The sequence below is a fragment of the Pseudomonas sp. PB106 genome (genome assembly GCF_009764645.1).
GTDB lineage: Bacteria > Pseudomonadota > Gammaproteobacteria > Pseudomonadales > Pseudomonadaceae > Aquipseudomonas.
Map to the genome: position 1 here is coordinate 39,633 of NZ_RWIM01000078.1, position 24,724 is coordinate 64,356.

Consider the following 24,724-nt stretch of genomic DNA (forward strand, 5'->3'; position numbering starts at 1 on the left):
CTGCACGTTCGGGCACAACCTTATCGGGCATCCACAAGAGCGCCGCGTTGCACATCATCAGTGGTGCGACGTGGCGGTTCTGAAGGCACGGTAAAAAAGCAGTACACCCTGAATGCTTGAACACTTTTGGTCTTGGTGCAAAGCGGATTTCTTACCTTCTAAAGGACGCCGAAATGAACGCGGTGATGATTAAGGTCAAACATGAATTCATGAAAGTGCTGCCACCCACCGTGTTTTTTTTCGTGATTTTGCACATAGTCGCGTTGATTCGTTCACTCATGATCAAAGGTTCGGGGCTCGATCTTCCGGTGTCAGCCTCGGTGCTGATTGCCTCTCTCATTCTTGGAAAGTCCGTGTTGGTCGCGGATATGCTGCCGTTCATCAACCGTTTTCCCAATAAGCCGCTGATCTGGAACGTCATCTGGAAAACGCTCATGTATGCGCTGGTGGCGCTGACCGTCCACTATCTGGAGCGGCTTTACGATTTCTGGAAAGAAGCGCCGAACCTCATGGACGCGAACTCTTTGCTGTGGGCTTCGATGAACTGGCCGCGATTTTGGGCGGTGCAGATACTGCTCGTCACGCTGATATTCATGTATTGCGTTATCGCAGAGTTGGCCCGTGTCATCGGAAAGGATCGGCTAAAGGTGATGTTCGTCGGGCCGCTTCAGCCTATGCAACGCTAGAGTGTCGAACGGCTGCGTTTGGCCAGAAGCCGCCGTTCTCCCAAACCCGCGCCCTGCTCAAAAGTCGATGACCCGTCCCTCAGTGCAGCGAAACGCAGAAAACGTAGCCCTCGCCAGCAGAATGCATGGCACTTGCTGGGCGAGGGCGGTTGCTTACTCCTTCGGCACCACGTTATCCAGCGCCTGATTCACCGCCAACTCCCCCAGCATCACCACCTGGGCGATGCCCAACAGCGTATTGCGGTTCGGCCCCTGCAACGTCCCGGCAAAATCACCGAGCATCACCGTCGCCGACGCCAAAGACTCGCAGGCATTCGCCAGCAAGGATTCGGTGTCGCTTTGCGGATTGACCATAAACAGACTGTTGGGCGAGTAGGGCGCAGCCATGATCGCCGCCGGCAAAAGATAATGATCGAGCGCACGCTCGGCGGCATCGTGGAGCTTTCGTGAATTGAACGATTCGTAAGGCGAGGCCGGATCGCAATCCGGTGCAAGCGGTGGGGTCTTGGACATCGACTGAGACTCCAGAAAGTGAAACATCGCGACCGCGAACGGCCCGTGTGCAGCGAGGGGCGCACGCCCCTCGCACATCAACCAGACGACTAGTGCGGCACGCGGTAGTTGTCCAACACGCGATTGACCGCCAGCTCACTGAGCATGATCACCTGCTGCAACACCAGCATCGCCCGACGCTGCGAACCGTCCATGGAATCAGCAAAATCACGCGCCATATCACCGGCCGTGGACAGCGATTCGCACGCCTCGACGAGCAGGGTCTCATCGTCGACGGTGGGGTCGATGACGTAGATCTTGCCGGTTTTGCGGGATGGGATTGAGGTCTTTGGAGTGCGCGGGTTTAGATAGAAATGGATCGCCCGGTCGGTCGCTTCTTTGATGTTCTGAGGTTCGAGCGCGGCGTCGTACGGGATTGGATCGGTTTCTGGAGGATTTGGTGTGGCTTTGAACATGGATGAAACTCCCACTTAGAAAATAAGGAGCCATCACACTCGCTACCAAACGAGGGTGGCGGCCATACGCAGGTTGGTAGACCGGTCTAAGCGGGAAAACCCGGCGCTCTCGAAAGAGCCCCACGCATGGCCACCATAAACTGAGCCCCAGAAAAAGGGACTGTGTACGGTGTCGCATTACGCTTAGAGACGGGCTACCAAACCCGATCACTGTTTCTCAGTGACCAGCCAACGATAACGCCCGCCCCACAGCCGTGTAAGCCGGCGGATTCTGGCGCACGCGTAGGCAACGGCGCAAGGTGTTGTAGGGTGGGTGCAGTAACAGGGGGTGTCTTTTAAACGGGGGGTGTTGAAAGGGGCGGATTCCCGGATAGTCTTGTGTTGGACAGGGGGTGGGAAACGCGGGCGGTCAAAATCTATGACTGGCGGTATCTCCATATCCGCCAAAGTGGCTCGGGAAAGGTCCGGGCCAATGGCTGCTATCGGCCAGAAGCGGACCCTCCACCATCGCATCACATAGACTAAGAACCCCATTGGGTAGTACAAACAGCAACTGCGCTGAAAGCCAAAACCCGGCATTGCGCCGGGCCTTCGTCAACAACCCAAACACATTGACTTTAAATGCGCTTCAAGCTTTCCAGCCGCCTGACGCATAGAGACTCACGCGCAATTCGAGCCTGATCCGATTGAAAAAGCTCAAATCAGCGGCGCAGTGATAAAGCGTCGCGGTTCGGCGCTACGCCGAAAGCCTTCTTGTATTCTCGACTGAACTGAGAGGGGCTGGCGTATCCGGTCTCAAATGCGACACCTGTAACATTTGATGCTCCGGATGCGAGCAGCCGTCGAGCAGCGAGTAGCCTAAGTTGTCGCTGGTAAGCGAGCGGACTATGTGCAGTAACCGCCTTGAAATGTCGGTGGAACGACGTGACGCTCATACCGACATGAGCGGCAAGCCAATGCACACTCATCGGCTTATCGGCGTTCGCGCTGATCCAGTCTGCCGCGATTTTGATTTGTCCGAACCGGGTGTTGTGCATTCCAATTTGGCAGAGCCTGGAGCCTAGCGGACTTAACAATAGGCGGTAGTAGAACTCGCGCTCGAACTGGGAGCCAAGCACCTTAACCTCTGCTGGCGTGTCAAGCAGACCGATGAAGCGAACCAACGGCTCGACAAAACTGCTATCGGCTTGGGCGATAGAGATAGCGCCCGCCTGCGGATACGGTTGGGTGGACTTGCTCATATCGAGAAGCAAGCCAGCGACGATCCCTGCATCGAGCATTAATTCGACACTGATATAAGGTTTTTCCGGGCTCGCCTCTACCACTTCACTCACGAACGGTAACCCGACCGATGCCACTGCACAGGTGCCCGGATGGCAGTCAAACGTGCTATCGGCAATGTTCATCCGCTTGGCGCCTTGCAGCAGCAGATAGAACTTCGGCGCAAATAGAGCCGGGGTCGGAGGAACCGGAGCATCTGTGGATCTGATTGTCAGTCGGGGAAGAGTGTTTGATAGATCGGCGCAACCGCGATGTCGGCTCACTATTGCGAGAAGATGTTCCAGCATGATGGCTATCGATCCTGGTCGCACTCGCGACAGGCCAGTGGTTTCTCAAACTAAAACAGTTGGTAGGATCAGGCAAGGCTTTAGCACTATCGAGGATGTGGTCGGGCCGGATGTTCGCGAAAGTGGAGGCATCCAATATAACCCTGGCTTAGAGGGCCGATGATGTCAGACCAACCTTCTCGCTTGCAGCAATTCATGGACGAGGCGTCCATCCGGAACACCATTGCACGTTTCGCCGACAGCGCGACTCGCGCAGACCTCGCAATGTTTTACTCGGTTTGGGCAGATGATGGCGAATTCATCATTGGTCAAGCCCCTCACGGCCAGTACTCCAAAGGCCCAGACAACAACGTGGCGCTGCTTCACAAACTGCGCGCAGGCAAGGAGTTCTTCGTCCAATTCGCACTGCCGGGGGTGATTGTTATCGACGGTGATCAGGCAACTACCCGCACATTCGTGCATGAATCTGCACGCGGCCCAGGCGAGAAGTACTACCGCAATCACTGCATTGCGTTCGATGTGCTGCAACGCTCGGGAGACGATTGGGTTTTCAAGAGCAGATCCTTTCAGTACCTCTGGCTCGACACCGAAGCGTTCTCCGGAACCGGATTCCCGCTATTTCCGGCGGCATAATGCCTGGCCTGACTACCTGATCCCTTTGACAGGGCTATTCATATGTCGAAACAGATGTGTTTTTTGGGCTACAGCGGGCGCGATGCAATCGACCCGCTTCCAACGATTTTCGCCCAGGCAATAAGGCACACGCGGGTTCTCAGAACGCTTACGAGTTTCGCAAACGCGTCAGCGGCCACGCTGTGATACCCATTGTTTCGGCGATACAGCACCACTGTGCGACCAGGCAACGATAGGATTGTCCGAAGCTCACGTAATCCAGCTTGCTCACGCACTATCGCGTCGAGAAGGATAGTCGCCAAGCGACATTGCTTGAGTACATTGTTCAAGATGGCAATCGAGTTAGCTTCCAGCACGATGTTCGGACTAAAACGTTGCTTCTGGCGCCAGGCATCCACCGCCATCCGTGTCATTCGGCCAAGTTCTCCCTGTCGCGACCGTTCGCTTTGGGTCGTAAGCAACCTTCTGTGACTGGCAGCTATTGGCCGATAGCAGCCCCTCACAAGCCCCCCATTTGGACCCAGCCTTCACAGCAGCCCCCCGAAACCAACCCTAAAATTCCAACCACTCAGAATGAAGCCGCGGAAAACGCTCCTGCAACCATTCAATAAACACCTGAACCTGTGGCGCCAGGTGCGTGCGACTGGGGTACAGCAGCGTCACGGGGCGCGGAGCTGGGCGGTAGCGCTTTAGAATTTCCACCAGATCGCCACTGTCGAGATGCTCCGCCACGGCAATCCCGGGTGCCTGGATGATTCCGAAGCCGGACACGCCGCACTGAACGTACGCGTTCGACTCGTTGACGGTGATGCCGGTGTTGCTCACGAAAACCCGATCCTGACCCTTTACCGTGAAATGCCAGGGCAATGCTCTGTTGCTCTGTCCGGACAAGAAGGTGACGCCTCGATGGGAGGCCAGATCGTCGAGTGTTTCGGGTTCGCCATGCTCGTGCAGATACGCGGGTGCGGCACACGTCACCATGGTCGCCATTGCGATAGGGCGCGCGATCAAGGACGAGTCCGGTAAATCGCCGATACGCAATGCACAGTCGATACCTTCTCCGATCAGGTCGACGGCGCGGTCAGTCACTCCCAGAACCACGTTGATACCCGGATAGGCTGCGGTAAATTCTTTCAGGCTTTTGATGAATTTCAATTGCGCGAACGCCGTCGGGATGTCGACGCGAAGTCGCCCTGCGAGCGTTGCTCCGGATCGATCAAACATGGTGGTCGCAGCAGAAATATCCGCCAGAATTTCCTGGACGCGTTCATAAAACCGCTCGCCCTCGGCGGTGAGTGCCACTTTTCTCGTGGTGCGCTGGAACAGGCGCACGCCTAGTGACGTCTCCAGCTCCTGGATATACCGAGTGACTTGAGGCCGCCCGATGTCCAGCGATTCGGCGGCTTTGGTAAAGCTGCCGAGTTCGGCAAGCCTGGCGAACAGGCGCATCGATTGAAGCAATTCCATAACGCTATGAACCCGTCTGACTCGCACATGATTGTTGCCCAAGGATAGAACAATCCTGTCTGTTTCCACGCATTTATTGCGCACAGCCAAAAGCGAAAAATGCACACCCAAGGCAGAACCGGCTCTGGTTCTCGGCCCATGACGTGTATTTGGAGACTCACAATGAAAGCTTGGTTATTGAAAGATTTCGGACTCGAAAATCTGCAGTTGGGGGAGGTCGCGACCCCGCAGCCAGAGGCTGGCGAGTTGCTGGTCAAGGTCGGTGCGGTCTCGCTCAATTTTCGCGACAAGGCAATCGTGGATGGCATTTATGAGCCGCACATGGTGCCCAAACCCCTGATCCCGGTCAGCGATGCCGCCGGCACGGTTGTCGCGGTCGGTGACGACGTGACGCGTTTCAAGGTGGGTGATCGCGTCAACTCGCATCTTTACTCTCGCTGGCTGGATGGCGAAACCGGACCGAACGAACCCGATTACTGCTTCGGTTCGCCGTTGCCCGGCGGCTTGGCCGAATACATGATCATCCATGAAGACAGCGCCGTCGGTGCCCCCGACAACATGAGCGACGAGGAGGCGGCCACACTGCCTATTGCGGCGCTCACAGCTTGGTATTCGTTGGTGGACTTTGGACAGATCCAGCCAGGGCAGACCGTATTGGTTCAAGGCACCGGCGGCGTATCGATATTTGCTGTGCAAATTGCGACAGCGCTTGGCGCGAAGGTCATCGCAACGTCAAGCAGCGACCAGAATCTGCAAACCGTGAAGGGACTGGGAGCGGTGGCGGGCATCAACTACAGAACGACACCGCAATGGGCGGACGAAGTCCTGAAACTGACCGACGGCAAGGGCGTGGACTTGCTACTTGATGTGGCCGGCGGCAGCGGTATCAATCAATCGGTTGCAGCCACCAAGGCATCGGGGCGTATTGCGCAGATTGGCTTTCTGACCGGGCAAACCGTCGAACTGAATCTGATGCCTCTGATTTTCCGTCAGACGACCATTCGCGGGATCGCCGTGGCGCCACGCTCATCATTCGACCGGATGAACGCTTTCCTCAACCAACACCAGATCCGTCCTGTGATCGATACGGTCTATCCGTTCGAGAAGGCACGAGAAGCTTACGAACATCTCGCGAGGGGAGCATTGGGCAAGGTTGTGATCAAGATCGCTTGATAGCATTAAGGCGCCAATTGGCGCCTTTTTTGCGGATCGCGGCAGATTCGCTGCCAGGGTCTGAGCGGAAGATCCGCGGAATCTGATGTCCGCCGATCAGCTCTCAGCCGACTCACCCGACTCCACAACCCCTTGCCCCTCAGCCTCCATCTTCGCCCGCTCAGCCTTACTGATGTATTTCGGCTTCTTCGGCGCCAATTTCGCGCTGGCCTTTTTGGCCTTTTCCTTGAACAACTGCTTCAGTTTTTTCTGACGATTCATGTGTGTTACTCAGTAAGCAAAGGTAAAAAATCAACGATCGAAGGGCATAAACGCAGGCGTCCATGGCCGCGCCATCAAAAAGGGGCGAATCCTGACGCATGCATCGGGTTCAGGCAATGTCATTTGCTCACATGGCGATAAAGTCGCGCACGGCTTTGATGGTCGGCGTCGGTGCTTCTTCCATCAGCCAGTGGCCGGCGGCGGGGATGACCACTTCGGTGACGTTGTCGGCGGCGTTGCGCATGACGATGGCTTCGTTGTTGCCGAAGGATTTTTCGCCGCCGATGGCCAGCACCGGCATGGTCAGTTTCTGTTGCAGAACCGGGGCGTTGTCGATGGCGTCCTGACGGATGCTGCGAAATTGCGCGAACGCGGCGTGCATGGCGCCGGGGCGGGCGTAGAGTTTGGCGTAGTGCTGGCGGGTGCCTTCGTCGACTTTGGCGGGGGTGCCGGCGAATTCGTTCCAGAAGCGGTCGAGGTAGACGCGCTCGCGCCCAGCTACAAGTCGTTCCATGTCGGCGCCGCCGAAGTCGAAGTGCCAGAGCATCGGCGAACGGACGATGTCGTTCCACGGCGTGATGCCGGGCACCGGCGCGTCCATCACCACCAGCCGCTCAGTGAGTTGCGGATACCGCGCGGCGTAGGCGAAGGCGACCATGGTGCCGATGTCGTGACCGATCACCACTGAGTGTTCGATTTTCAGGGCGCTCAACACGCCGCGAATGTCCGCCGCTTGAGTCTTCTTGTCGTAACCGCCCTCGGGAATCGACGACAGGCCCATGCCGCGCAAGTCCGGCACTACCACGGTGTGGTCACGCGCCAGATCCGCCGCCAGCGGCGCCCACATGTCGCCGGTGTCGCCAAAACCATGCAACAACACCACGGCGGGGCCTTTGCCGCCGACGCGCACGTGCATGGTCGCGCCTTCGACTTTGATGTCCTGGGTCTTGAAGGCCGCGGGGAACGGCGTGACGTCAGCGAGAGCCGGCAGGCTGAGGGCGAGCAAGGTCAGGGTGGTAAAAAACAGGCGGGTCATGGGGCGACTCCAGGCGTGTGGGGGATGGAATGAGCGTAGCCGCATCCGCCATTTGCGCCTCTGCAGTGGGTGCGCATGAATCGACGTCAGCGCGGTCGATTGGCTGTCGGCAAATGCCAAACGAGTGGCGGCAAATGACAATTCTTGTGCCGGTATCCACCGCAGTATGGGCAGACGTAATGACCGTTACCTGCCACCGTCTGCCTGAGGAAAACAATAATGCCAATGCCCGTGCCGTTCTTCGATCACAAGGAACTGCTGACCCTCAACACCCACGACCTGCCGATCTACAAAGATGCGCTGGCGCCGTACTTTCCCGGCGTCGATGTGCAGCCGCTGTATCTGGACCCGAACCTCGGTATCTGGACGCTGCGCGTGATCTTTCAGCCCGGCGTGCGCCTGCCATGCCATTACCACACCGGCCCGGTGCACCTGTTCACGATGTCGGGGCGGTGGCACTACGTCGAATACCCGGATCAGCCACAGACTGCCGGTAGCTATCTGTACGAGCCGGGCGGTTCGATCCACACGTTCATGGTGCCGCAAGACAATACCGAGCCCACCGACACATTCATGGTGGTCCACGGCGCCAACATCAACTTCGACCAGGACGGCAACTTTGTCAACGTCATGGACGCGACCGACATCATGCAACTCATCGACCGTCTGGTGAAGGAGCGCGGCCTCGACCCGGCGCGTTACATCCGCCCTGGCAACGCCGATTACACCGTCGGCTGAGCACTCGCGGCGGGCGCTGCGGCGGCCGCCCATTCGTCTGGATTTGTGGAGTGTGCTCAATGAGCCAACCTGTCATGCCAACCGGCAGCGAAGGGCAGACGCCTGACGTGCCGCGTTCGGTTTTCATCACTGGTGCCAGCGGCTTTATCGGCCAGGCATTGGCGCGTCGCTATCGGGCGCTCGGGGTCGAAGTGCGCGGCATGGACCTGCGCGCGGACGCTGCCAACGGCGTGGTCGCCGGTGACCTGACCCGCCCGCAGCAATGGGCCGAACATGCTCGCGGCTGCGAGTTGTTCATCAACACCGCAGCGGTGGTGTCCCTCGCGGCGTCGTGGCAGCAGTACCGCGAGGTCTCGGTTCGCGGCGTGCGCAATTGCCTCGATGTCGCCATCGCCAGCGGCGCCAAACGCTTCGTGCAGTTTTCCTCGATTGCCGCCCTCGGCTGGGAATACGCCGAGCAGGCCGACGAGCGCAGTGACGTGGTCATCGGTGATCACTATCGCTACGGCGTGGCCAAAGGTGCGAGCGAGCACGTGGTGTTGGCGGCGCATGCAGCGGGTGAAATTGATTGCACGGTGGTGCGTCCCGGTGACGTGTACGGCCCCGGTTCCCGTGCCTGGCTCAGCGAGCCGCTGAAGATGGCCAAGGCCGGCGCGCTGATTCTGCCCAACGGCGGCAAGGGGCGCTGGACCCCGGTATACATCGATGACTTGCTCGACGGCGTGATGCTCGCCGCCGGTTTGCCTCAGGCGAGCGGGCAGATCTTCCACGTCAGTGCGAGTGAGTCGGTCAGTTGCCGTGAATTCTTCAGCCATCACTGGCGTTGGGCCGGTCGCAGCGGTGCGCCGCGCAGCCTGCCGCTGGGTCTGGCGGTGACGCTGACCTGGGCGATCTGGCAGATCAATCAACTGCTGCGCCGCAACGACGAAGTCACGCCGGACACCATGTACATGTTCGCCCGCACCGGCGGCATTTCCATCGACAAGGCCCGCCGTCTGCTGGGTTACGCGCCCAAGGTCAGCCTCGACGAAGGCTTGCGCCGTTCCGAGGCGTGGCTGCGTGAAGTCGGCCAGTTGAGCTGATGCCTGCACGCCGCCGAGTCGTCGGCGGTGCAATCTGATAAGGAGAATTCTGATGAAAGCGGTTGTCATGCGTGACAAGCAATTGCAAGTTGACTCGATCACAGCGCCCACGCCGGGGCAGGGTGAGGTGCTGGTCAAAACCCTCGCTTGTGGCATTTGCGGCTCGGATCTGCACATGTTCCATCACTGCGAACATGTCCTGGCCAACTTCAAGCGCGGGCACATTCCGATTGCCTTCGATGATCGCCAGGATGTGGTGTTCGGCCATGAATACTGTGCCGAGATTCTCGATCACGGGCCGGGCAGCGAGAAGAAACTCAAGGTCGGCACACGCGTCTGTTCGTTGCCGTTCGTGATTACCCCGGAGCATTTCCATCACATCGGTTTTTCCAACCGTTATCCGGGTGGTTACGGCGAGCAGATGGTGTTGGCCGAGCAGATGTTGATGCCGGTACCAGGCGATCTGCCGGCGGACATCGCGGCATTGACCGAGCCGCTGACCGTGGCCGCTCACGCCGTCAATCGTGCGCGTCTGGATGGCAGCGAAGTGCCGGTGGTGATCGGTTGCGGGCCGATTGGCCTGGCCGTGATCGCGGTGCTGAAATCCCGCGGTATCGGCCCGGTGGTGGCTTCCGACTTCTCCGCCGGGCGTCGCGCCCTCGCAGAGAAAATGGGCGCCGACGTGGTGGTCAATCCGGCTGAACAGTCGCCGTACCAGTCGTGGCTGCAAGTCGCGGCGCCCGAGGGTTACGACATCACCGGGCCGATGGCGCTGTTGGGTTTGGGGCCACAACCCAAGCCGTGCGTGGTGTTCGAGTGCGTGGGCGTGCCGGGACTGATTCAGCAAGTGATCCAGAACGCTGCGCCGCGCTCAAGACTGATCGTCGTCGGCGTGTGCATGGAGAGCGACCGCATCGAACCCTTGATCGGCATCGGCAAGGAAATGAACGTGCATTTTTCCTTCGGCTACACCGGGGAAGAGTTCGCCCACACCTTGCACGCGCTCGCTGACGGCAAACTCGACGGCGCGCCGATGATCACCGGTCGCGTCGGACTGGATCAGGTGGCCGGTGCGTTCGCCGATCTGGCGCAGCCGGATGAGCACGCGAAAATCATCATCACCTACGCGTGAAAGCCTTTGCGCGCCGGCTTACGGGTCGGCGCGCAATTGCGTGCGGCGCACGCGCGGCGGAACGCCGTACCAGCGTTTGCAGGCGCGGTTGAACGAACTCTGTTCGGCATAGCCCAGCAGGCCGGCAATCTGCGCCATCGGCATGTTCGCTTCCGCCAGGTACAACTCGGCAAGTTCCTGACGTGCGCGCTCGACCATGTCTTCGAACACCAGATCGTTGTCGGCCAGCCGCCGTTGCAGCGAGCGTTCGCGCATGCCCAGTTGTTCGGCAATCAGCGGCAGGGCGCAGCGTTGCGTCGGCAACAGCCGGCGAATCGACGACTCGACCTGCTTGCCGATGTCCAGCGGGTTGGCCGCGCCCATGTTGCTGACGTATTCCATCATGGTGTCGTGCAATTGGCTGTTGTGCTGGTCGATCGGTTTGCTCAGGCAATCAGGCTGCAGCACCAAGGCGTTGTGCGCCTGGCCGAAGTAGGTGCGGGCGCCGAAGAAGCGCTGATAGCGACTCTGTGGCAGCCGCGCTTCGGTGCGCGACAGCACCGAGTGCGGGCGGAATCCCGGGCCGTAAAGCATCTGCAAGGTTTTGAACATGACCCCCAGGGACGTCTCGATCACCTGGCGCTGGCGCGGTGGCGGCCGCAGGGTCATTTCATAGATCAGGTAGGGGTGGACCGGGTCGATTTCGGTGTCCAGGTGCACCAGCACGCCGGGGCTGTAGATGTGCAGGAAACGCACGATCTCCGTCAGCGCTTCGCCGACATTGCGCGCGTTCTGCGCCACCACTGCCAACGGGCCGAGGATATTGATGCTTTGCCGCTCGGCCAGACGCAGGCCGAAATCAGTGCATTGCAACTGTTCGGCAGTCAGCTCCAGCAAGTTGATCATCGCCCGGTACGGCACCACGGCCGAGCCGTTGTCGAGCGACTTGGGATCGATCTGCAGCTGGCGCAGCAGGTCATCGGGATTGCCGCCCAGTTCTCGCACGAGCTGGGGGTAACCGGTCAGGGAAGAGGTTTTGATCAGGGCAGTCATGGTCGGCTTTTAGGCTCTTGTGTCATGAAACAGGCGATGCCCGACCTCTGCGGGCGGGCAGCGCCATCGTCTCTGCATTTGTGATGGACGAACAGTTTAATTCGTTGGCTGACGGCTAATGACAAAAGTCTGACATGAACGGACAAATGATTCTGCACGCCCTCTCTGCATGCTTGCGCACACAAACAAGAACGCTCAGCCATGGGGTCAAGTCCGGCCCCGCACGGTAAGGGCGATGGCGGAGACCTGCATGCACAATAAAAACAGCAACGTTCGTACCTGGATGAAACCGTTGGCCGTGGCCATTTCCTGCGTGTCGGCCGGGGCCGTGCAGGCCCTGCCGTTCCAGTTGGAAAACGGCTGGGAAGGGGAGTGGAACACCACGCTGTCGGTCGGTTCGCAATGGCGTGCGGAGAATCAGGACAAAGCGCTGTACAGCGGCGCCAACGGTGCACTGCTCGGCAAATCCGGCGGCACGGGCGGCTCGGTTGACGCTGGCAACCTCAACTATGACAAGGGCGACCGCGTCTCCACCATCGCCAAATTCGTCACCGATCTGTCGCTGCGCAATGGCGACATGGGCGGTCTGGTGCGGGTCAAAGGCTGGTATGACGAAGCGCTCAAGGACGAAGACGTCAATTTCGGCAGCGCCGGCAATGGCTATCGCAAGAAACCGCTCAACGATGACGGTTACGCCGACCTGCAGAAATTCAGCGGCGTTTACCTGCTCGATGCCTACGCCTACAACACCTATTACTTCGACGACACGCCGGTGCAGGTGCGCCTTGGCCGGCAAGTGGTCAACTGGGGCGAAAGCGCTTATATCCAGGGCATCAACCAGATCAACCCGCTCGACGTCCCGGCCTTGCGCCGCCCCGGCACGGAGCTCAAGGAAGCGCTGATTCCGGTGTGGATGGGCTACGTCAACATTGGTCTGCCCGCCGGGATTTCCATGGAGGCGTTCTACCAGCTCAAGTACGAAAGCACGGCTATCGAAGGCTGCGGCCACTATTGGTCGGTGACCGAAAGTGCCATTGGCCAGGACTTCGGCGATTGCCAGGTGGGCACCTTACTCGGTGGCACCAATCCTTCATCGCCCACCAAGATTGCCGCTGGCGCGTACTTGCCGGAAGTGAAGGGCAAAGACCCGCGCGACAGCGGTCAGTGGGGCGTGGCGTTCCGTTTCCCGCTCGATGCCCTCGACGGCGAGTTGGGCGTGTATTACATGAACTACCACTCGCGCACGCCTTATCTGGGCATGCGCAGCACCGGTTCGGCCGCGCTGACGGCGTTTCCCAACGCTGGCACACCCGGTGCTATCGCGCGCAACGCGCAAGGTCAGTTCGTCGGGCCTAGCTGGGAATACCCGGAAGACATTCGCCTGTACGGGCTGAGTTTCACCACCACGCTGGGCGGCTGGTCGATCGGTTCGGAACTCAGCTATTCGCCCAATCAACCGGCACAAATCAACGGTGCCGATTTGCTCAACGGCGCTTTGACCGGGGTCGGCCCGGCAGGCGAATTGCTGCAAGCGGTGAAGGTGCAAAGTGCGCCGTTCACCGCCGGTTGGGACCGGTACGAGAAAACCCAGTTTCAAGTCAACGGCGTCAACGTGTTCCCCAACGTGCTCAAGGCGGACAACCTGACGGTGGTCGCCGAAGCCGGGTTCCAGTGGAACAACATTGCGCAGGGTGACGAAGACCGCCGCTACGGTCGCGGTTTCATCTACGGCATGGGCTCGTCGCCGACCATTCCCGGGGGGGGCAACACCTGCACCACGACCATCGCCAGCCTGAACAACTCAAGCCCCGCCGGGTGCAAGAACCAAGGCTATGTCACCGATTTTGCCTGGGGTTATCGCCTGCGCGGCCAGCTCGATTACAACAACTTCCTCGGCACCAGCATCACCGCGTCGCCTTACGCGTTCCTCGGCCAGGACGTCGATGGCGTGTCGATGGATGGCCAGTTCAACGAGGGGCGGATTACCACGGCGGTGGGCATCACCTTCGATTACAACAAGCAGCAAAAACTCGATTTCAGCTACGTCAGTTTCGACAACAGCGCCGAATACGACCCCCTGCATGACCGCGATTTCTACGCGGTCAATTACAGCTACAGCTTCTGACAGAACAATAAGAGGTAAGTCTGATGAACAAGCTTATTCATGCCACGCGCCTGGGTGGCGTGGCGTCTGCCTTGCTGCTCGCCTTGAGCAGCCCGGCGCACGCCCAGATCAGCGCCGATCAAGCCGCCCGTCTGGGCAAAGACCTGACCCCGCTGGGTGGCGAAATGGCCGGCAATGCTGACGGCTCGATTCCGGCCTACACCGGTGGCATGGCGCAGCCGCCCAGTGGCTGGAGCCCGGAGCAGGGCTACGTCGACCCGTTCGCCAGCGAAAAACCGCTGTTCACCATCACCGCCGCCAATTTCGCGCAGTACAAGGACAAACTCACGCCGGGCATGCAGGCGCTGCTGGCCAAGTACCCGAGTTTTGTCATGCCGGTTTACCCGACGCATCGCACGGCGATGGTTCCGGCAGCCGTTGCCGACAAGGTCAAACAGGAGGCGCCGCACGTCGAACTCAACGGTTTTGGCGTGAGCAACCTGAACGGTTCGACCACGCCGTTCCCGATCCCGAAAAATGGTCTTGAGGCCATCTGGAATCACAACGTGCGTTACCTCGGCGGTGGTTTGCAGCGCACCTACGCCTCGTTCCCGGTGCGTGGCGGCGGTGATTACTACGCGTTGCGCGTGGAAGAAAATCGCGTCTTCGATGCCAACATGGACAAGCAATCGGACAACCGTCTGCTCAACTATTCGGCGCGATTCATCTCCCCGGCAACCCTGGCCGGCACCGTGCAACTGGTGCAGGAACCGATCGATCAGGTCAAGGAAGTGCGTTCGGCGTGGATCTACAACGTCGGCCAGCGCCGTGTGCGTCGTGCCCCGGATCTGGCCTATGACAACGTCAACGACGGCACCGAAGGCCTGCGCGTGACCGACGACTTCGACGGCTACAACGGCGCTCCGGACCGCTTCGACTGGAAACTCATCGGCAAGCGCGAGATGTACGTGCCGTACAACGACTACAAGCTCGGCTCGAAACAGGTCAAGTACAAAGACATCCTCACCGTCAACACGCCCAACCCGGATTTGCTGCGCTACGAGCTGCACCGTGTCTGGGTGGTCGAAGGCACCTTGCGCGCCGATGCCAAACACGTGTACGGCAAGCGTGTGATGTACCTCGACGAAGATTCCTGGACCGTGTTGGCCAGTGATGCCTATGACACCCGTGGCACCTTGTGGCGCGTGGGTGTGCATCCGCTGATCCAGTTCTACGACGCGCAAGTGCCGTGGTATCGCGCCAACATCTGGCATGACCTGAGCAATGGCAGCTATTACCTGTCCGGCCTGGCCAACGAAGAACAGCAGCCGTGGAAATTCGGGATCAAGGGGCGTTTCGTCGACTTCCAGCCTGACGCCTTGCGGCGCATGGGCAAGTGATCGCCACGCCTCTTGATTAACCCGCTGCGGACGGCCATCCGGTCGTTCGCAGGCTTACTGGAATCCTTGTCATGTCGTTACGTCATCTGGAATGGCTGGCGGGCGTGGGGTTGTGCCTGCTCGCCGGCGCACTGCGCGCCGAATCGCCCAAGCTCGACTATCAGGTCAGCTCGCAACACGCGTTCCTGCTCAACATTGCCGACAACGGCGACCATCTGGTGGCGGTCGGCGAGCGCGGCGTGGTGCTGATCGCCGATGAAAAAAATGCGCAATGGCGCTCGGTGCGCACTGACACCACACGCACCTTGTCCGGCGTGGCGTTTGTCAGCGCAGCGATTGGTGTTGCCGTGGGGCATGGCGGCACGTTGTTGCGCACCGACGATGGCGGCCTGCATTGGTCGTCGATCGAGACGCCCGCCAATGGTGATTCGCTGCTCGGTGTCATTGCCTTGGGCGACGGGCGCATGGCTGCCTGGGGCGCGTTCGGCCTGTATCTGCGCTCTAGCGATAACGGCGTCAGCTGGCAGCGACTGCCGGTGCTGGACGGCGACTTCGACCGGCATATTTCGCAAGTCATCACATTGGCCAACGGCGATTGCCTGATGGTCGGCGAGAGCGGCACGCTCGCCCGTTCGCGGGATCACGGCGAAACCTGGCAAGCCATGGACAGCCCTTACGCCGGCAGCCTGTTCGGTGCCCTGCAACTGCAAAATGGCGCGCTGCTGATCTACGGCATGCGCGGCAACGTCTGGCTGTCCAGCGATGACGGCCTGACCTGGGCGCGGCGCGACACGGCCACCACGTTCGCGTTCAACGGGGCGTTGCAGCTCAAGTCGGGGCGGGTGCTGGTGTTGGGCAACAGTGGTTTGCTGCTGGCCAGTGACGATCAGGGCCAGACCTTCAAGACGCTGCCATCCACCCACACCAGTCTGGCCAAGGCGCTGCAACTGGCCGACGGCCAACTGCTCGCGGTCGGCGATCGCGGCGTCACGCCCCTCGCGGCCAACGTGACCCAGGGTCAGGAGTAAGCCCATGAGCATTCAGGAAAAGTACGTGACGAATGCCGCGCAGATGAAGCGCAAGGACTTTGCCCAAGGGCTGGTCGGCAAAGTCTCCTACTGGATTTTCCATCAGCGCAAACCGCTGCTGGCGCTGTTCATTCTGCTCACCATAGCGCTGGGCTACAGCGCCACGAATCTGAAGATCGAAGCGGGTTTTTTCAAGATGATCCCGCTCCATCATCCGTACATGAAGACCTTCCTCGAGTATCAGAAGGATTTCGGCGGCGCCAACAAAGTGTTGGTGGCGGTGAAGAGCAACAAGGGCGAAATCTTCACTCCGCAAGCGATGGCCGCGTTGCGCAAAGTCTCCGACGAAGTGTTTTTCATCAATGGCGTAGAGCGCAGTTCGGTGACCTCGCTGTTCACCTCCAACGTGCGCTACACCGAAGTGGTCGAAGACGGTTTCACCGGCGGCAACCTGGTCGATTCCAGCTACGCCGGCACACCGCAGCAAGTGGCGCAGGTGCGCGAGCGCACACTTAAATCCGATTGGGTCGGACGCATCGTTTCCAATGATTTGTCATCGGCGATGGTGGTGGCCAACCTGCAAGAGACCGACCCGGTGACCGGCCAGCGTCTGGATTTGCAGGAGGTGGCGAAAAAGCTCGAGCAGATTCGTCAGGACAACCAGAACCCCGACATCAGCATTCACATTATCGGTTTCGCCAAATCCATCGGTGACATCGCCGAGGGCGCGTCCGATGTGCTGGTGTTCTTTGTCATCGCCTTCGTCATCAGCGCGCTGCTGTTGTACTGGTATTGCGGCTCGTTGATGTTGACCGGCTGGGCGCTGATCTGCGCGATGGTGCCAGTGGTCTGGCTGCTCGGATTGTTGCCGCTGCTGAAACTGACGCTGGACCCGATGTCGATTCTGGTGCCGTTCCTGATCTTCTCCATTGGCGTGTCCCACGCGGTGCAGATGACCAACGCGTGGAAACTGGAAACCCTCAACGGCGCGGACGGCGTCACGGCGTCGCGCAACTGCTTCCAGAAACTCTTCGTGCCCGGCGCCGTGGCGCTGCTCGCCAACGCCTTGGGCTTTATGGTGATTGCCCTGGTCGACATCGAGATGGTGCGCGAACTGGCGATCACCGCGACCCTCGGCGTGTCGGTCATGATCGTCACCAACAAGATGCTCTTGCCGATTCTGTTGTCGTTCATGCGTTTGTCGGCGGCGGACGCGCAAAAACTGCGCGGCAAGGAAACCCTCGGTGCAGGCCTGTGGGAACGCCTCGGTGTGTTGGCGACCCGGCGCGGTGCGGCGTGGGCGTTGCTGTGTGCAGCGCTGTTGTTCGGTTGGGGATTGTGGGAGGCGCGGCAACTGCATGTCGGCGACATCGGCGCCGGCGTGCCGGAACTGCGCGCGGATTCGCGCTACAACCAGGACGTGGCCGCGATCACCCGCGACTTCGCGATTGGCGTCGATTTGCTGCAAGTGATCGTCAAGGCGCAGGGCGACGAAACACCGTGCGTGAAGCGCGAAGTGCTCGACCCGATCAGTGAGCTGGAGCTGTACCTGCGGCAGGATGACGGCGTGTCATCGGTGCGCAGCCTGGCCGGTTTCGTCGGCAATATCACTCAGGCTTACGCCGAAACCGACCTGAAGTGGCGAGTGCTGCCCGAACCCACTGCGCAAATCGCCCAAGGCGTCGGCTTCGCGACGCGGGTCGGCACCGAGTACATGAACAGTGCGTGCAACGCGATCCCGGTGTCGATCTACACCCGCGATCACCAGGCTGACACCATCAGCAATCTGATGAACAAGATCAAGGCGTTCAAAGCGGCGTATGACAACGACAGCGTCACCTTCGAGTTGGCCTCTGGCAACGTCGGCGTCATGGCCGCGACCAACGAAGTGGTGCACGCCGGAGATCGACTGGTCAACGGCGCATTGTTCGCCTCGGTGGCGCTGCTGTGTCTGTGGATGTTCCGTTCCTGGCGCATCACCCTCTGCGTGATCATCCCGCTGGCGCTGGTCACCGTGCTGTGCAATGCGCTGATGGCGCTGCTCGGGATCGGCGTCAAGGTCAACACCTTGCCGGTGGTCGCGTTGGGTGTCGGCGTTGGCGTGGACTACGGCATCTACCTGTTCGAGCGGATCAAGCACGAGATGCACGAAGGCGGATTGAGCCTGCGCGAGGCATTTGTCGAAGCGCTGAAACAGCGGGGCACGGCGTCGGTGTTCACGGCGGTCACCATGACGTTGTCGATTGCCACCTGGGCGTTTTCCAACCTCAATTTCCAGGCGGACATGGGCATCCTGCTGGCCTTCATGTTCCTGGTGAACATGCTCGGCGCCATCCTGCTATTGCCGGCGCTGGCGGCTTGGTTGCTGCCCAAGGCAAACGCTGCGCAACCCACGCCAAAAATCTGAGCGAATCGACGCTTGTCGGAATCCTTGCCGAAAGGCCCGGCTCATTGTTGAGCCGGGCCCTTTTTCCCCACGCTCGAAGCAGCGATCAATTTTTTATTGTCGGGTCGAGTCAGCACGTCTGCCCATCATCCAAACGGAGTTTGAACCCAATGAAAAATCCACTGACCCATTCATTGCTCGCGGTAGCGCTGGCGTCTGTGATGGCCGCCAATATCCACGCGAGTGAAAGCCCTGCCAGTGAAAACTCTGCCGGCAAACCCGCGTCGCAAGTGCCGGGCGTTCCCGCCGGCACCGTGATTACCCCGTCGAGCGCCAGTGTGATTGCCCAGGATGCGTACCTGTGGGGCTGGCCCATCGTCAACGCGTTCAACCGCCGCACTTCGTTTTCCAGGGCGCCGGAGCCGGGTCTGGTCGGCGGCATTTTGCCGGCCGCGCCAACGGGCTATGTGAGCATGCTCACCGACTACATATCGCCCGAACAACGCTGGATCGCTCACCCTAACCAGGACGTGGTTTACGGTTTTGGCTATGGCGCCACCGACGACGATCCGATGGTGTTGCAGGTGCCGGACTTCGGTGATCGTTTTTGGGTCTACGCGCTCTACGACGCCCGTAGCGAGGAATTCTCCAGACTGGGCAAACAGTACGGGACCAAGCCCGGCAATTATCTGGTGGTCGGGCCGAACTGGAAGGGCAGCGTGCCGGCAGGCATCACGGCGGTCATCAAGTCGCCCACCGAACTGGTTGCCGTCGGCCCGCGTACCTTCCTCGACGACAGCGACGCAGATCGCAAAGCCGTGCAGGCCGTGCTCAATCAAGTGGTGGTCTACCCGTTGAGCAAGTACACCGGCAAAACCATAACCAAAGACTGGAAAGCCACCCCGCATTTCCCGCAAGTGCAGAAAAGCGCTGCAGAGTCCCGTTGGGTCATCCCGGAAAAATTCTTCGAGCAATTGCCGGAAGTCCTCGCCAAGGTTCCGCCGCTGGCCGGCGAAGAAAGCCGCTACGCGATGATACGCGCGCTGCTCGATGCCGCCGCGAAAGACCCGGCAATCAAGGACGCCATCGTCAAGGCAGCGGTCAAGACCGAAGAAGAAGTCGTCGCGCCCTTGTTCTCGTTCCGCACCAACGGCTCGCGCCTGGCCAATGGCTGGAACTCGCCGACCAACGTGGCGCGCTGGGGCAATGACTATCTCAGTCGCACGGCGACGGCCAAGTCGAACATGTACACCAATCAGCCCGAAGAGACGCGCTACTTCTTCCTCGAAGTCGATGAGAAAGGCCAGCGCCTTCACGGCGATCATCGCTACACGCTGACGTTCCCGAAAGGCCAGACGCCGCCGGCCGATGGTTTCTGGTCGCTGACCCTGTATGACCCGCAGCACTTCTTCGCGCCCAACGCGATCAATCGTTATTCCCTCGGCACCAAGAACAGCAAAAGCATGCAGACCAACGCCGATGGCTCGTTGACCCTGTATATCCAGGACGATTCGCCGGGCAAGGACAAGGAAGCCAACTGGTTGCCAGCGCCGAAAAGCGAGTTCGAAGTGACCATCCGTACCTACTGGCCCAAACGGCAGGTCTTGAGCGGTGAGTGGACACCGCCGGGCGTGGCCCAAGTGAAGTGACCCATTTGCGCCGTGGCGGCAAATGGCAAAGATCTGTCGCCAAATGCCAAGTTCCGGCGCGCCTCTCAGGGCAGCCTACAGGCGCTGAATTGCACTGAAGATCAAGCACAACAACTATAAGAAAAGGGGTAAGGGGATGATGACGACGAGCGTAACGCTCAAGCGGTGGTGCGGCGCGCTGGCCTTGCTGGCGGCGGGACTGTCCTCGGCGATGGCGGCCGACAAACCGAACATCCTGGTCATTTTCGGTGATGACATTGGCATCACCAACATCAGCCGTTACAGCAACGGCATCATGGGCTACCAGACCCCCAACATCGACAGCCTGGCCAAGGAAGGTGTGATGTTCACCGACTATTACGGCGAACAGAGCTGCACCGCCGGGCGCGCGGCCTTCATCACTGGCCAGCATCCGGTGCGCACCGGCCTGACCAAGGTCGGCATTCCCGGTGCCGCGACCGGTTTGAAGCCTGAAGATCCGACCATCGCCGAGTTGCTCAAACCGCTGGGCTACGTCACCGGCCAGTTCGGCAAGAACCACTTGGGCGACCGCGATGAATACCTGCCGACCAACCATGGTTTCGACGAATTCTTCGGCAACCTCTATCACCTCAACGCCGAAGAAGGCCCGGAAGACCCCGACTGGACCAAGAATCCGGCGATGGACAAGCTGTTCCGGCCGCGCGGCGTGATCCGCAGCAGCGCCGACGGCAAGATCGAAGACCTCGGCGCGCTGACCAAAAAACGCATGGAGACCATCGACGAGGAATTCCTCGCCGCCTCGACCAACTTCATGGACAAAGCGGTGAAGGCCGATAAGCCGTTCTTCGTCTGGTACAACTCCACGCGCATGCATTACTACACGCACATCAGCGACAAAGTGGCGGGCAAGTCGGGGCAGGGCGAGTACAACGACGGCATGCTCGAGCACGATGGCCAGGTCGGCCAGTTGCTGAAGAAACTCGATGAACTGGGCGTTGCCGACAACACCATCGTGATTTATTCGACCGACAACGGCGTGCACTTCAACCAGTGGCCGGACGCTGGCATCACGCCGTTCCGCGGGGAAAAGAACACCAACTGGGAGGGCGGTTTCCGCGTGCCCGCCATCGTGCGCTGGCCGAACCACATCAAGCCCGACACGGTTTCCAACCAAATCATGTCCGCCCAGGACTGGATGCCGACCTTGCTCGCTGCTGCCGGCGTCAATGACGTCAAGGAGCAGTTGCTCAAAGGCTACAAGGCCGGCATGAAGAACTTCAAAGTGCATCTGGACGGCTACAACTTCCTGCCGTATCTCGTCGGCCAGGAAGACAAGGGCCCGCGCACCGATTTCTACTATTTCAGCGATGACGGCAAGTTGCTTGGCGTGCGCGACGGTGACTGGAAACTGGTGTTCGCTGAGCAGCGCGCTCATCAGTTCGACGTCTGGCGCGACCCGTTTGTCGAACTGCGCATCCCCAAGGTATTCAACCTGCGCCGCGATCCGTACGAGCGCGCCGACACCGACTCGAACAATTACAACCAGTGGTGGGACAAGAAAGTCGGCGTCGTCGGCCTGCCGGCCATGGCGCGGGTGCAGCAATTCCTCAGCACCTTCCAGCAGTTCCCGCCGCGCCAGCGCCCGGCGACGTTTACGGTGGATCAGATGATGGAGAAATTCATGCAGTACAAGGCGCAGTGATGAGCTGAGGAGGGTGGTTGCAGCGGGCGGTGCATCCATGCACCACCCACCCCGATCAAACGATTTTCAAAGCGCTCAGCACGATCAGCGACTGCTCGGCAAAGGCCTGGGCCTGTTCGGTCAGCGCAGCGATGTTGGCTTCGGCGGTGGTCAATGGTTTGCCTTCCTTGAGCAGCACTTCGTTCTGTTCGGCGATGACGCTCCACACCAGTTGCGCCCATTCCGCCGGATGCTGTTTGCCTTGGCGGATCGCAATCAGGAACAGTTGCTGGTAGCGGCTGACCGCCACACCACCGCCAGTGACCGGGCTGCTCAGCACCTGAATGTCGGCGTTGAACAGCGCGCGTTTGCACAGTTGCAGGTTGAACGCGGCGCAGCGCTCGTACACCAGCGCCTCGGCGGCTTCGCTCTGGCAAGGCGCTACGGCGCCCATGCCGATCAAGATTGCAATGGCTTGCTCGAGATCGTCATAAGCCATCGGCGCGACGTCGGCGAGCAGCTGCTGCAGGGTTTTGGCTTCATACGTCTGGCCCGCCAGTGCGTTGAGCACCGGCCCGTAGATTTCCGGTTGTAGCGACGCTTCGCCAGCAGGGCCGGTGACGCTGGACGCGACGTTTTCTGCCGGCTGCATCAGGATGAATCGGGTCTTGAGCATGCGCGAGCGGCGCTCGGCGGCGCTGAGGCGGTTGGCACCGCGCACGTACAGGTCGCGCCGGAAGGACTGGTTGACGAAATAGTCACGCGCTTGTTCGCGCATGATCGGATGCTCGATACCGTCGAGGAAGGCCAGGCCTTCGGCGCTCAGGTTCAGCGCATCGACCGAGTCCATCGGCACCGCCGTCGTGACGTAGTCGAGCTTGGCCGGGGCCAACGCATCGGCCATGTCGGCGAAAAACATGCAGTTCCAGTCGCGATTGAAATATTCGTGGGCGACGTATTGGCGATCCTGGCCTTTGATGGTCTTCAACCTGGCGCCCAGGTGCGGCGCGGCAATCGCGTACTTGGGGTTGGCCGCCAGCAGCGCCTCGGAAAACTGCAACGCGGCATCGATGCGCTGATCCGGGCGTGTCGAGTGATTGGCAAAACGGTCGTGCAGGCTGAACAGTTGGCGCAACGGCGCTGAAGGCGACCAGCCCGGCAGCGCGTTGTAGCTGACGTACAGATGTCCACCCGGTTTGAGGTGGCGGCGGGCAAATTCGACGATCAGCTTATGGTTGTCACGGCTGACCCAACTCCAAATGCCGTGCAGGCTGATGCTGTCGAACTGCGGCAAATCCTGGCGCGCCAGCAGTTGCTCGAAGCTGTCGTCATACAGCTTTGCGCCGTTGTGGCTGAGTTCCGCCAGTTCAATGGCGTGGGCCGCCTGACCCGGATGAAAGTCCGTACCGACGAAGGCTGCGGGGTTGGCCGTGGCGTGGATGTTGATCGACACACCCTGACCAAAACCGAGCTCGCAGTGGTAGCCGTCGGGATTGTCCAGACTGGAGTAGCCGCGCAACAACAGGCAGTAACGCTGGAAAACCGGATTGATTTCCCGGCTATAGCTGTAGGTGTAGCCTTCGTCGGTGAAATAACCTTCGTTCCAGGCGTTGCTCATAGGTGCAGCCTCTTGCATCAAAAATGAGGGGTTGGACTGGCCTCGTTCAATCTGGCGCTGTCCATCAGAGTGTTGTCGGCAGGATCAAACCATTCGATAGGGTCCATGAGATATTTCACCTCGATGCCAAGGCATCTGGGTTGCTTTTTTACGCCAATCTGTACATTGAAAGCTACAGCAATAGACCAATAATCGACGGCTCGAATCCTTGGAGTTTGGGCATTGTATGGAAGCTTTACGCATTGATATCCGTTCACGAGCCATCGTTTCCGGAAGGCCCTCATGAGCGTGCACACCCGCACCAAACGCCTGACGGTGCCGCAACTGGTTGCGATGAAGGGCCAGCAGAAAATCGTTTCGCTCACGGCGTATTCCAGCGCCATCGCCAAGTTGATCGACCCCGTCGTCGATTTCATTCTGATCGGTGATTCGACGGCCATGGTTGGCTACGGTCGGCCCTCGACGCTGAGCATGACCCTTGAGGAAATCATCGGTCATACGCGGGCGGTGGTCGACAGTACGCGGCTAGCCTGTGTGGTCGCCGACATGCCATTTGGCAGTTATCAGGAATCTCCCGAGCAAGCCTTTCGCAATTGCGCTCAGGTGTTGGCGCGCACCGGTTGTGATGCGGTCAAGCTTGAGGCCAACACAGCCTTGGCGCCGACCGTTGAATTTCTCGTGGCGCGGGGCATTCCGGTCATGGCGCATATTGGGCTGATGCCGCAGTTCGTCAACGTCATGGGCGGTTTCAAAGCGCAGGGGCTGACCGCTGAAAGCGGTACGCGGATTGCCGAAGACGCCCGCGCCAATCTTGAAGCCGGCGCGTTCAGTTTGCTGCTGGAAGGGGTGGCGGAAGGTTTGGCCCGACAAATCACCGAAGACTCGAAAATGCCCACGATCGGCATTGGCGCCTCGCCGGCGTGCGATGGTCAGGTGCTGGTCACTGAAGACGTACTCGGCCTGGGCGGTGAGCCAGCGCCACGGTTCGTCAAACAGTACGCCGATGTTGGCGGGGTCATTCGTGAGGCGTGCGAGCGTTATGCCGACGAAGTGCGCCAGGGTCGCTTCCCTGAGGCACGGCATTGCTACGGACTCTAGGC

At 59.9% G+C, this 24,724-nt stretch carries 21 protein-coding genes and 1 pseudogene; 13 read left to right on the forward strand and 9 right to left on the reverse strand.

The window, feature by feature from the left end; all coding sequences use genetic code 11:
• The first annotated feature begins 173 nt into the window (after window positions 1–173).
• Window positions 174–686 (forward strand): hypothetical protein, encoded by a 513-nt coding sequence (locus EJA71_RS10070; RefSeq protein ID WP_158956458.1) that lies wholly within the window; start codon window positions 174–176, stop codon window positions 684–686.
• 153 nt (window positions 687–839) lie between these two features.
• Here the strand turns inward: EJA71_RS10070 and EJA71_RS10075 are convergent, their stop codons facing one another.
• From EJA71_RS10075 to EJA71_RS10085, 3 genes are all read right to left on the reverse strand, one after another.
• Window positions 840–1,199, reverse strand: a complete 360-nt coding sequence (locus tag EJA71_RS10075; RefSeq protein WP_158956460.1) for a DUF6124 family protein — start codon at window positions 1,197–1,199, stop codon at window positions 840–842.
• Between the two features lie 89 nt (window positions 1,200–1,288).
• The gene (locus EJA71_RS10080; RefSeq protein WP_122595591.1) at window positions 1,289–1,654 is read right to left on the reverse strand and encodes a DUF6124 family protein; all 366 of its coding nucleotides are present in this window, start codon (window positions 1,652–1,654) and stop codon (window positions 1,289–1,291) included.
• Window positions 1,655–2,355: 701 nt separating this feature from the next.
• On the reverse strand, window positions 2,356–3,222 hold the full coding sequence (locus EJA71_RS10085) for an AraC family transcriptional regulator (RefSeq protein WP_069556797.1): 867 nt from the start codon (window positions 3,220–3,222) through the stop codon (window positions 2,356–2,358).
• A 162-nt stretch (window positions 3,223–3,384) separates the two neighbouring features.
• On the opposite strand from EJA71_RS10085, the gene EJA71_RS10090 reads away from it, so the two are divergent.
• Window positions 3,385–3,855 (forward strand): nuclear transport factor 2 family protein, encoded by a 471-nt coding sequence (locus tag EJA71_RS10090; RefSeq protein ID WP_158956462.1) that lies wholly within the window; start codon window positions 3,385–3,387, stop codon window positions 3,853–3,855.
• 134 nt (window positions 3,856–3,989) lie between these two features.
• On the opposite strand, the pseudogene EJA71_RS10095 reads toward EJA71_RS10090, so the two are convergent.
• Together EJA71_RS10095 and EJA71_RS10100 are read right to left on the reverse strand one after the other, a co-directional pair.
• Window positions 3,990–4,274: pseudogene (locus tag EJA71_RS10095) on the reverse strand (LysR substrate-binding domain-containing protein); the annotation flags it as partial.
• A gap of 133 nt (window positions 4,275–4,407) precedes the next feature.
• The gene (locus tag EJA71_RS10100; RefSeq protein ID WP_158956464.1) at window positions 4,408–5,322 is read right to left on the reverse strand and encodes a LysR family transcriptional regulator; all 915 of its coding nucleotides are present in this window, start codon (window positions 5,320–5,322) and stop codon (window positions 4,408–4,410) included.
• 162 nt (window positions 5,323–5,484) lie between these two features.
• On the opposite strand from EJA71_RS10100, the gene EJA71_RS10105 reads away from it, so the two are divergent.
• On the forward strand, window positions 5,485–6,495 hold the full coding sequence (locus EJA71_RS10105) for an NAD(P)-dependent alcohol dehydrogenase (RefSeq protein WP_158956466.1): 1,011 nt from the start codon (window positions 5,485–5,487) through the stop codon (window positions 6,493–6,495).
• 96 nt (window positions 6,496–6,591) lie between these two features.
• Here EJA71_RS10105 and EJA71_RS10110 read toward each other — a convergent pair whose 3' ends face one another.
• The gene (locus EJA71_RS10110; protein WP_158956468.1) at window positions 6,592–6,756 is read right to left on the reverse strand and encodes a DUF2986 domain-containing protein; all 165 of its coding nucleotides are present in this window, start codon (window positions 6,754–6,756) and stop codon (window positions 6,592–6,594) included.
• Between the two features lie 127 nt (window positions 6,757–6,883).
• Window positions 6,884–7,792, reverse strand: coding sequence for an alpha/beta fold hydrolase (locus tag EJA71_RS10115; protein WP_158956470.1), 909 nt, complete (start codon window positions 7,790–7,792; stop codon window positions 6,884–6,886).
• A gap of 219 nt (window positions 7,793–8,011) precedes the next feature.
• On the opposite strand from EJA71_RS10115, the gene EJA71_RS10120 reads away from it, so the two are divergent.
• From EJA71_RS10120 to EJA71_RS10130, 3 genes are read left to right on the forward strand one after another with little or no spacing between them, the layout of a single operon-like run.
• Window positions 8,012–8,530: a 2,4'-dihydroxyacetophenone dioxygenase family protein gene (locus EJA71_RS10120; RefSeq protein ID WP_158956471.1), complete on the forward strand. Its 519-nt coding sequence runs from the start codon at window positions 8,012–8,014 to the stop codon at window positions 8,528–8,530.
• 59 nt (window positions 8,531–8,589) lie between these two features.
• Window positions 8,590–9,612, forward strand: coding sequence for an NAD(P)-dependent oxidoreductase (locus tag EJA71_RS10125; RefSeq protein WP_218576477.1), 1,023 nt, complete (start codon window positions 8,590–8,592; stop codon window positions 9,610–9,612).
• A 52-nt stretch (window positions 9,613–9,664) separates the two neighbouring features.
• Window positions 9,665–10,744: a zinc-binding dehydrogenase gene (locus EJA71_RS10130; protein WP_158956473.1), complete on the forward strand. Its 1,080-nt coding sequence runs from the start codon at window positions 9,665–9,667 to the stop codon at window positions 10,742–10,744.
• An 18-nt stretch (window positions 10,745–10,762) separates the two neighbouring features.
• On the opposite strand, the gene EJA71_RS10135 is transcribed toward EJA71_RS10130, so the two are convergent.
• The gene (locus EJA71_RS10135) at window positions 10,763–11,776 is read right to left on the reverse strand and encodes an AraC family transcriptional regulator (protein WP_158956475.1); all 1,014 of its coding nucleotides are present in this window, start codon (window positions 11,774–11,776) and stop codon (window positions 10,763–10,765) included.
• Window positions 11,777–12,026: 250 nt separating this feature from the next.
• Between EJA71_RS10135 and EJA71_RS10140 the strand changes: the two genes are divergently transcribed.
• The 6 genes from EJA71_RS10140 (at window position 12,027) to EJA71_RS10165 (ending at window position 22,027) form a co-directional block, all read left to right on the forward strand.
• A complete protein-coding gene (locus EJA71_RS10140; RefSeq protein ID WP_158956477.1) occupies window positions 12,027–13,901 on the forward strand; it encodes a DUF1302 domain-containing protein in 1,875 nt (624 codons plus the stop codon).
• A 23-nt stretch (window positions 13,902–13,924) separates the two neighbouring features.
• Window positions 13,925–15,280, forward strand: a complete 1,356-nt coding sequence (locus EJA71_RS10145; RefSeq protein WP_158956479.1) for a DUF1329 domain-containing protein — start codon at window positions 13,925–13,927, stop codon at window positions 15,278–15,280.
• Between the two features lie 71 nt (window positions 15,281–15,351).
• Window positions 15,352–16,308 carry a YCF48-related protein gene (locus tag EJA71_RS10150; RefSeq protein ID WP_158956481.1) on the forward strand — a complete coding sequence of 319 codons (957 nt, stop codon included), beginning with the start codon at window positions 15,352–15,354 and terminating at the stop codon, window positions 16,306–16,308.
• Window positions 16,309–16,312: 4 nt separating this feature from the next.
• The gene (locus tag EJA71_RS10155; protein WP_158956483.1) at window positions 16,313–18,715 is read left to right on the forward strand and encodes an RND family transporter; all 2,403 of its coding nucleotides are present in this window, start codon (window positions 16,313–16,315) and stop codon (window positions 18,713–18,715) included.
• 149 nt (window positions 18,716–18,864) lie between these two features.
• Window positions 18,865–20,343 carry a DUF1254 domain-containing protein gene (locus EJA71_RS10160; protein WP_158956485.1) on the forward strand — a complete coding sequence of 493 codons (1,479 nt, stop codon included), beginning with the start codon at window positions 18,865–18,867 and terminating at the stop codon, window positions 20,341–20,343.
• Window positions 20,344–20,479: 136 nt separating this feature from the next.
• The gene (locus EJA71_RS10165; protein WP_371925659.1) at window positions 20,480–22,027 is read left to right on the forward strand and encodes an arylsulfatase; all 1,548 of its coding nucleotides are present in this window, start codon (window positions 20,480–20,482) and stop codon (window positions 22,025–22,027) included.
• 55 nt (window positions 22,028–22,082) lie between these two features.
• Here EJA71_RS10165 and EJA71_RS10170 read toward each other — a convergent pair whose 3' ends face one another.
• Window positions 22,083–23,624, reverse strand: coding sequence for a class I SAM-dependent methyltransferase (locus tag EJA71_RS10170; RefSeq protein WP_158956487.1), 1,542 nt, complete (start codon window positions 23,622–23,624; stop codon window positions 22,083–22,085).
• A 282-nt stretch (window positions 23,625–23,906) separates the two neighbouring features.
• Between EJA71_RS10170 and panB the strand changes: the two genes are divergently transcribed.
• Complete coding sequence (gene panB, locus EJA71_RS10175) at window positions 23,907–24,722, forward strand: 3-methyl-2-oxobutanoate hydroxymethyltransferase (protein ID WP_158956489.1); 816 nt, start codon at window positions 23,907–23,909, stop codon at window positions 24,720–24,722.
• Window positions 24,723–24,724 lie beyond the last annotated feature (2 nt).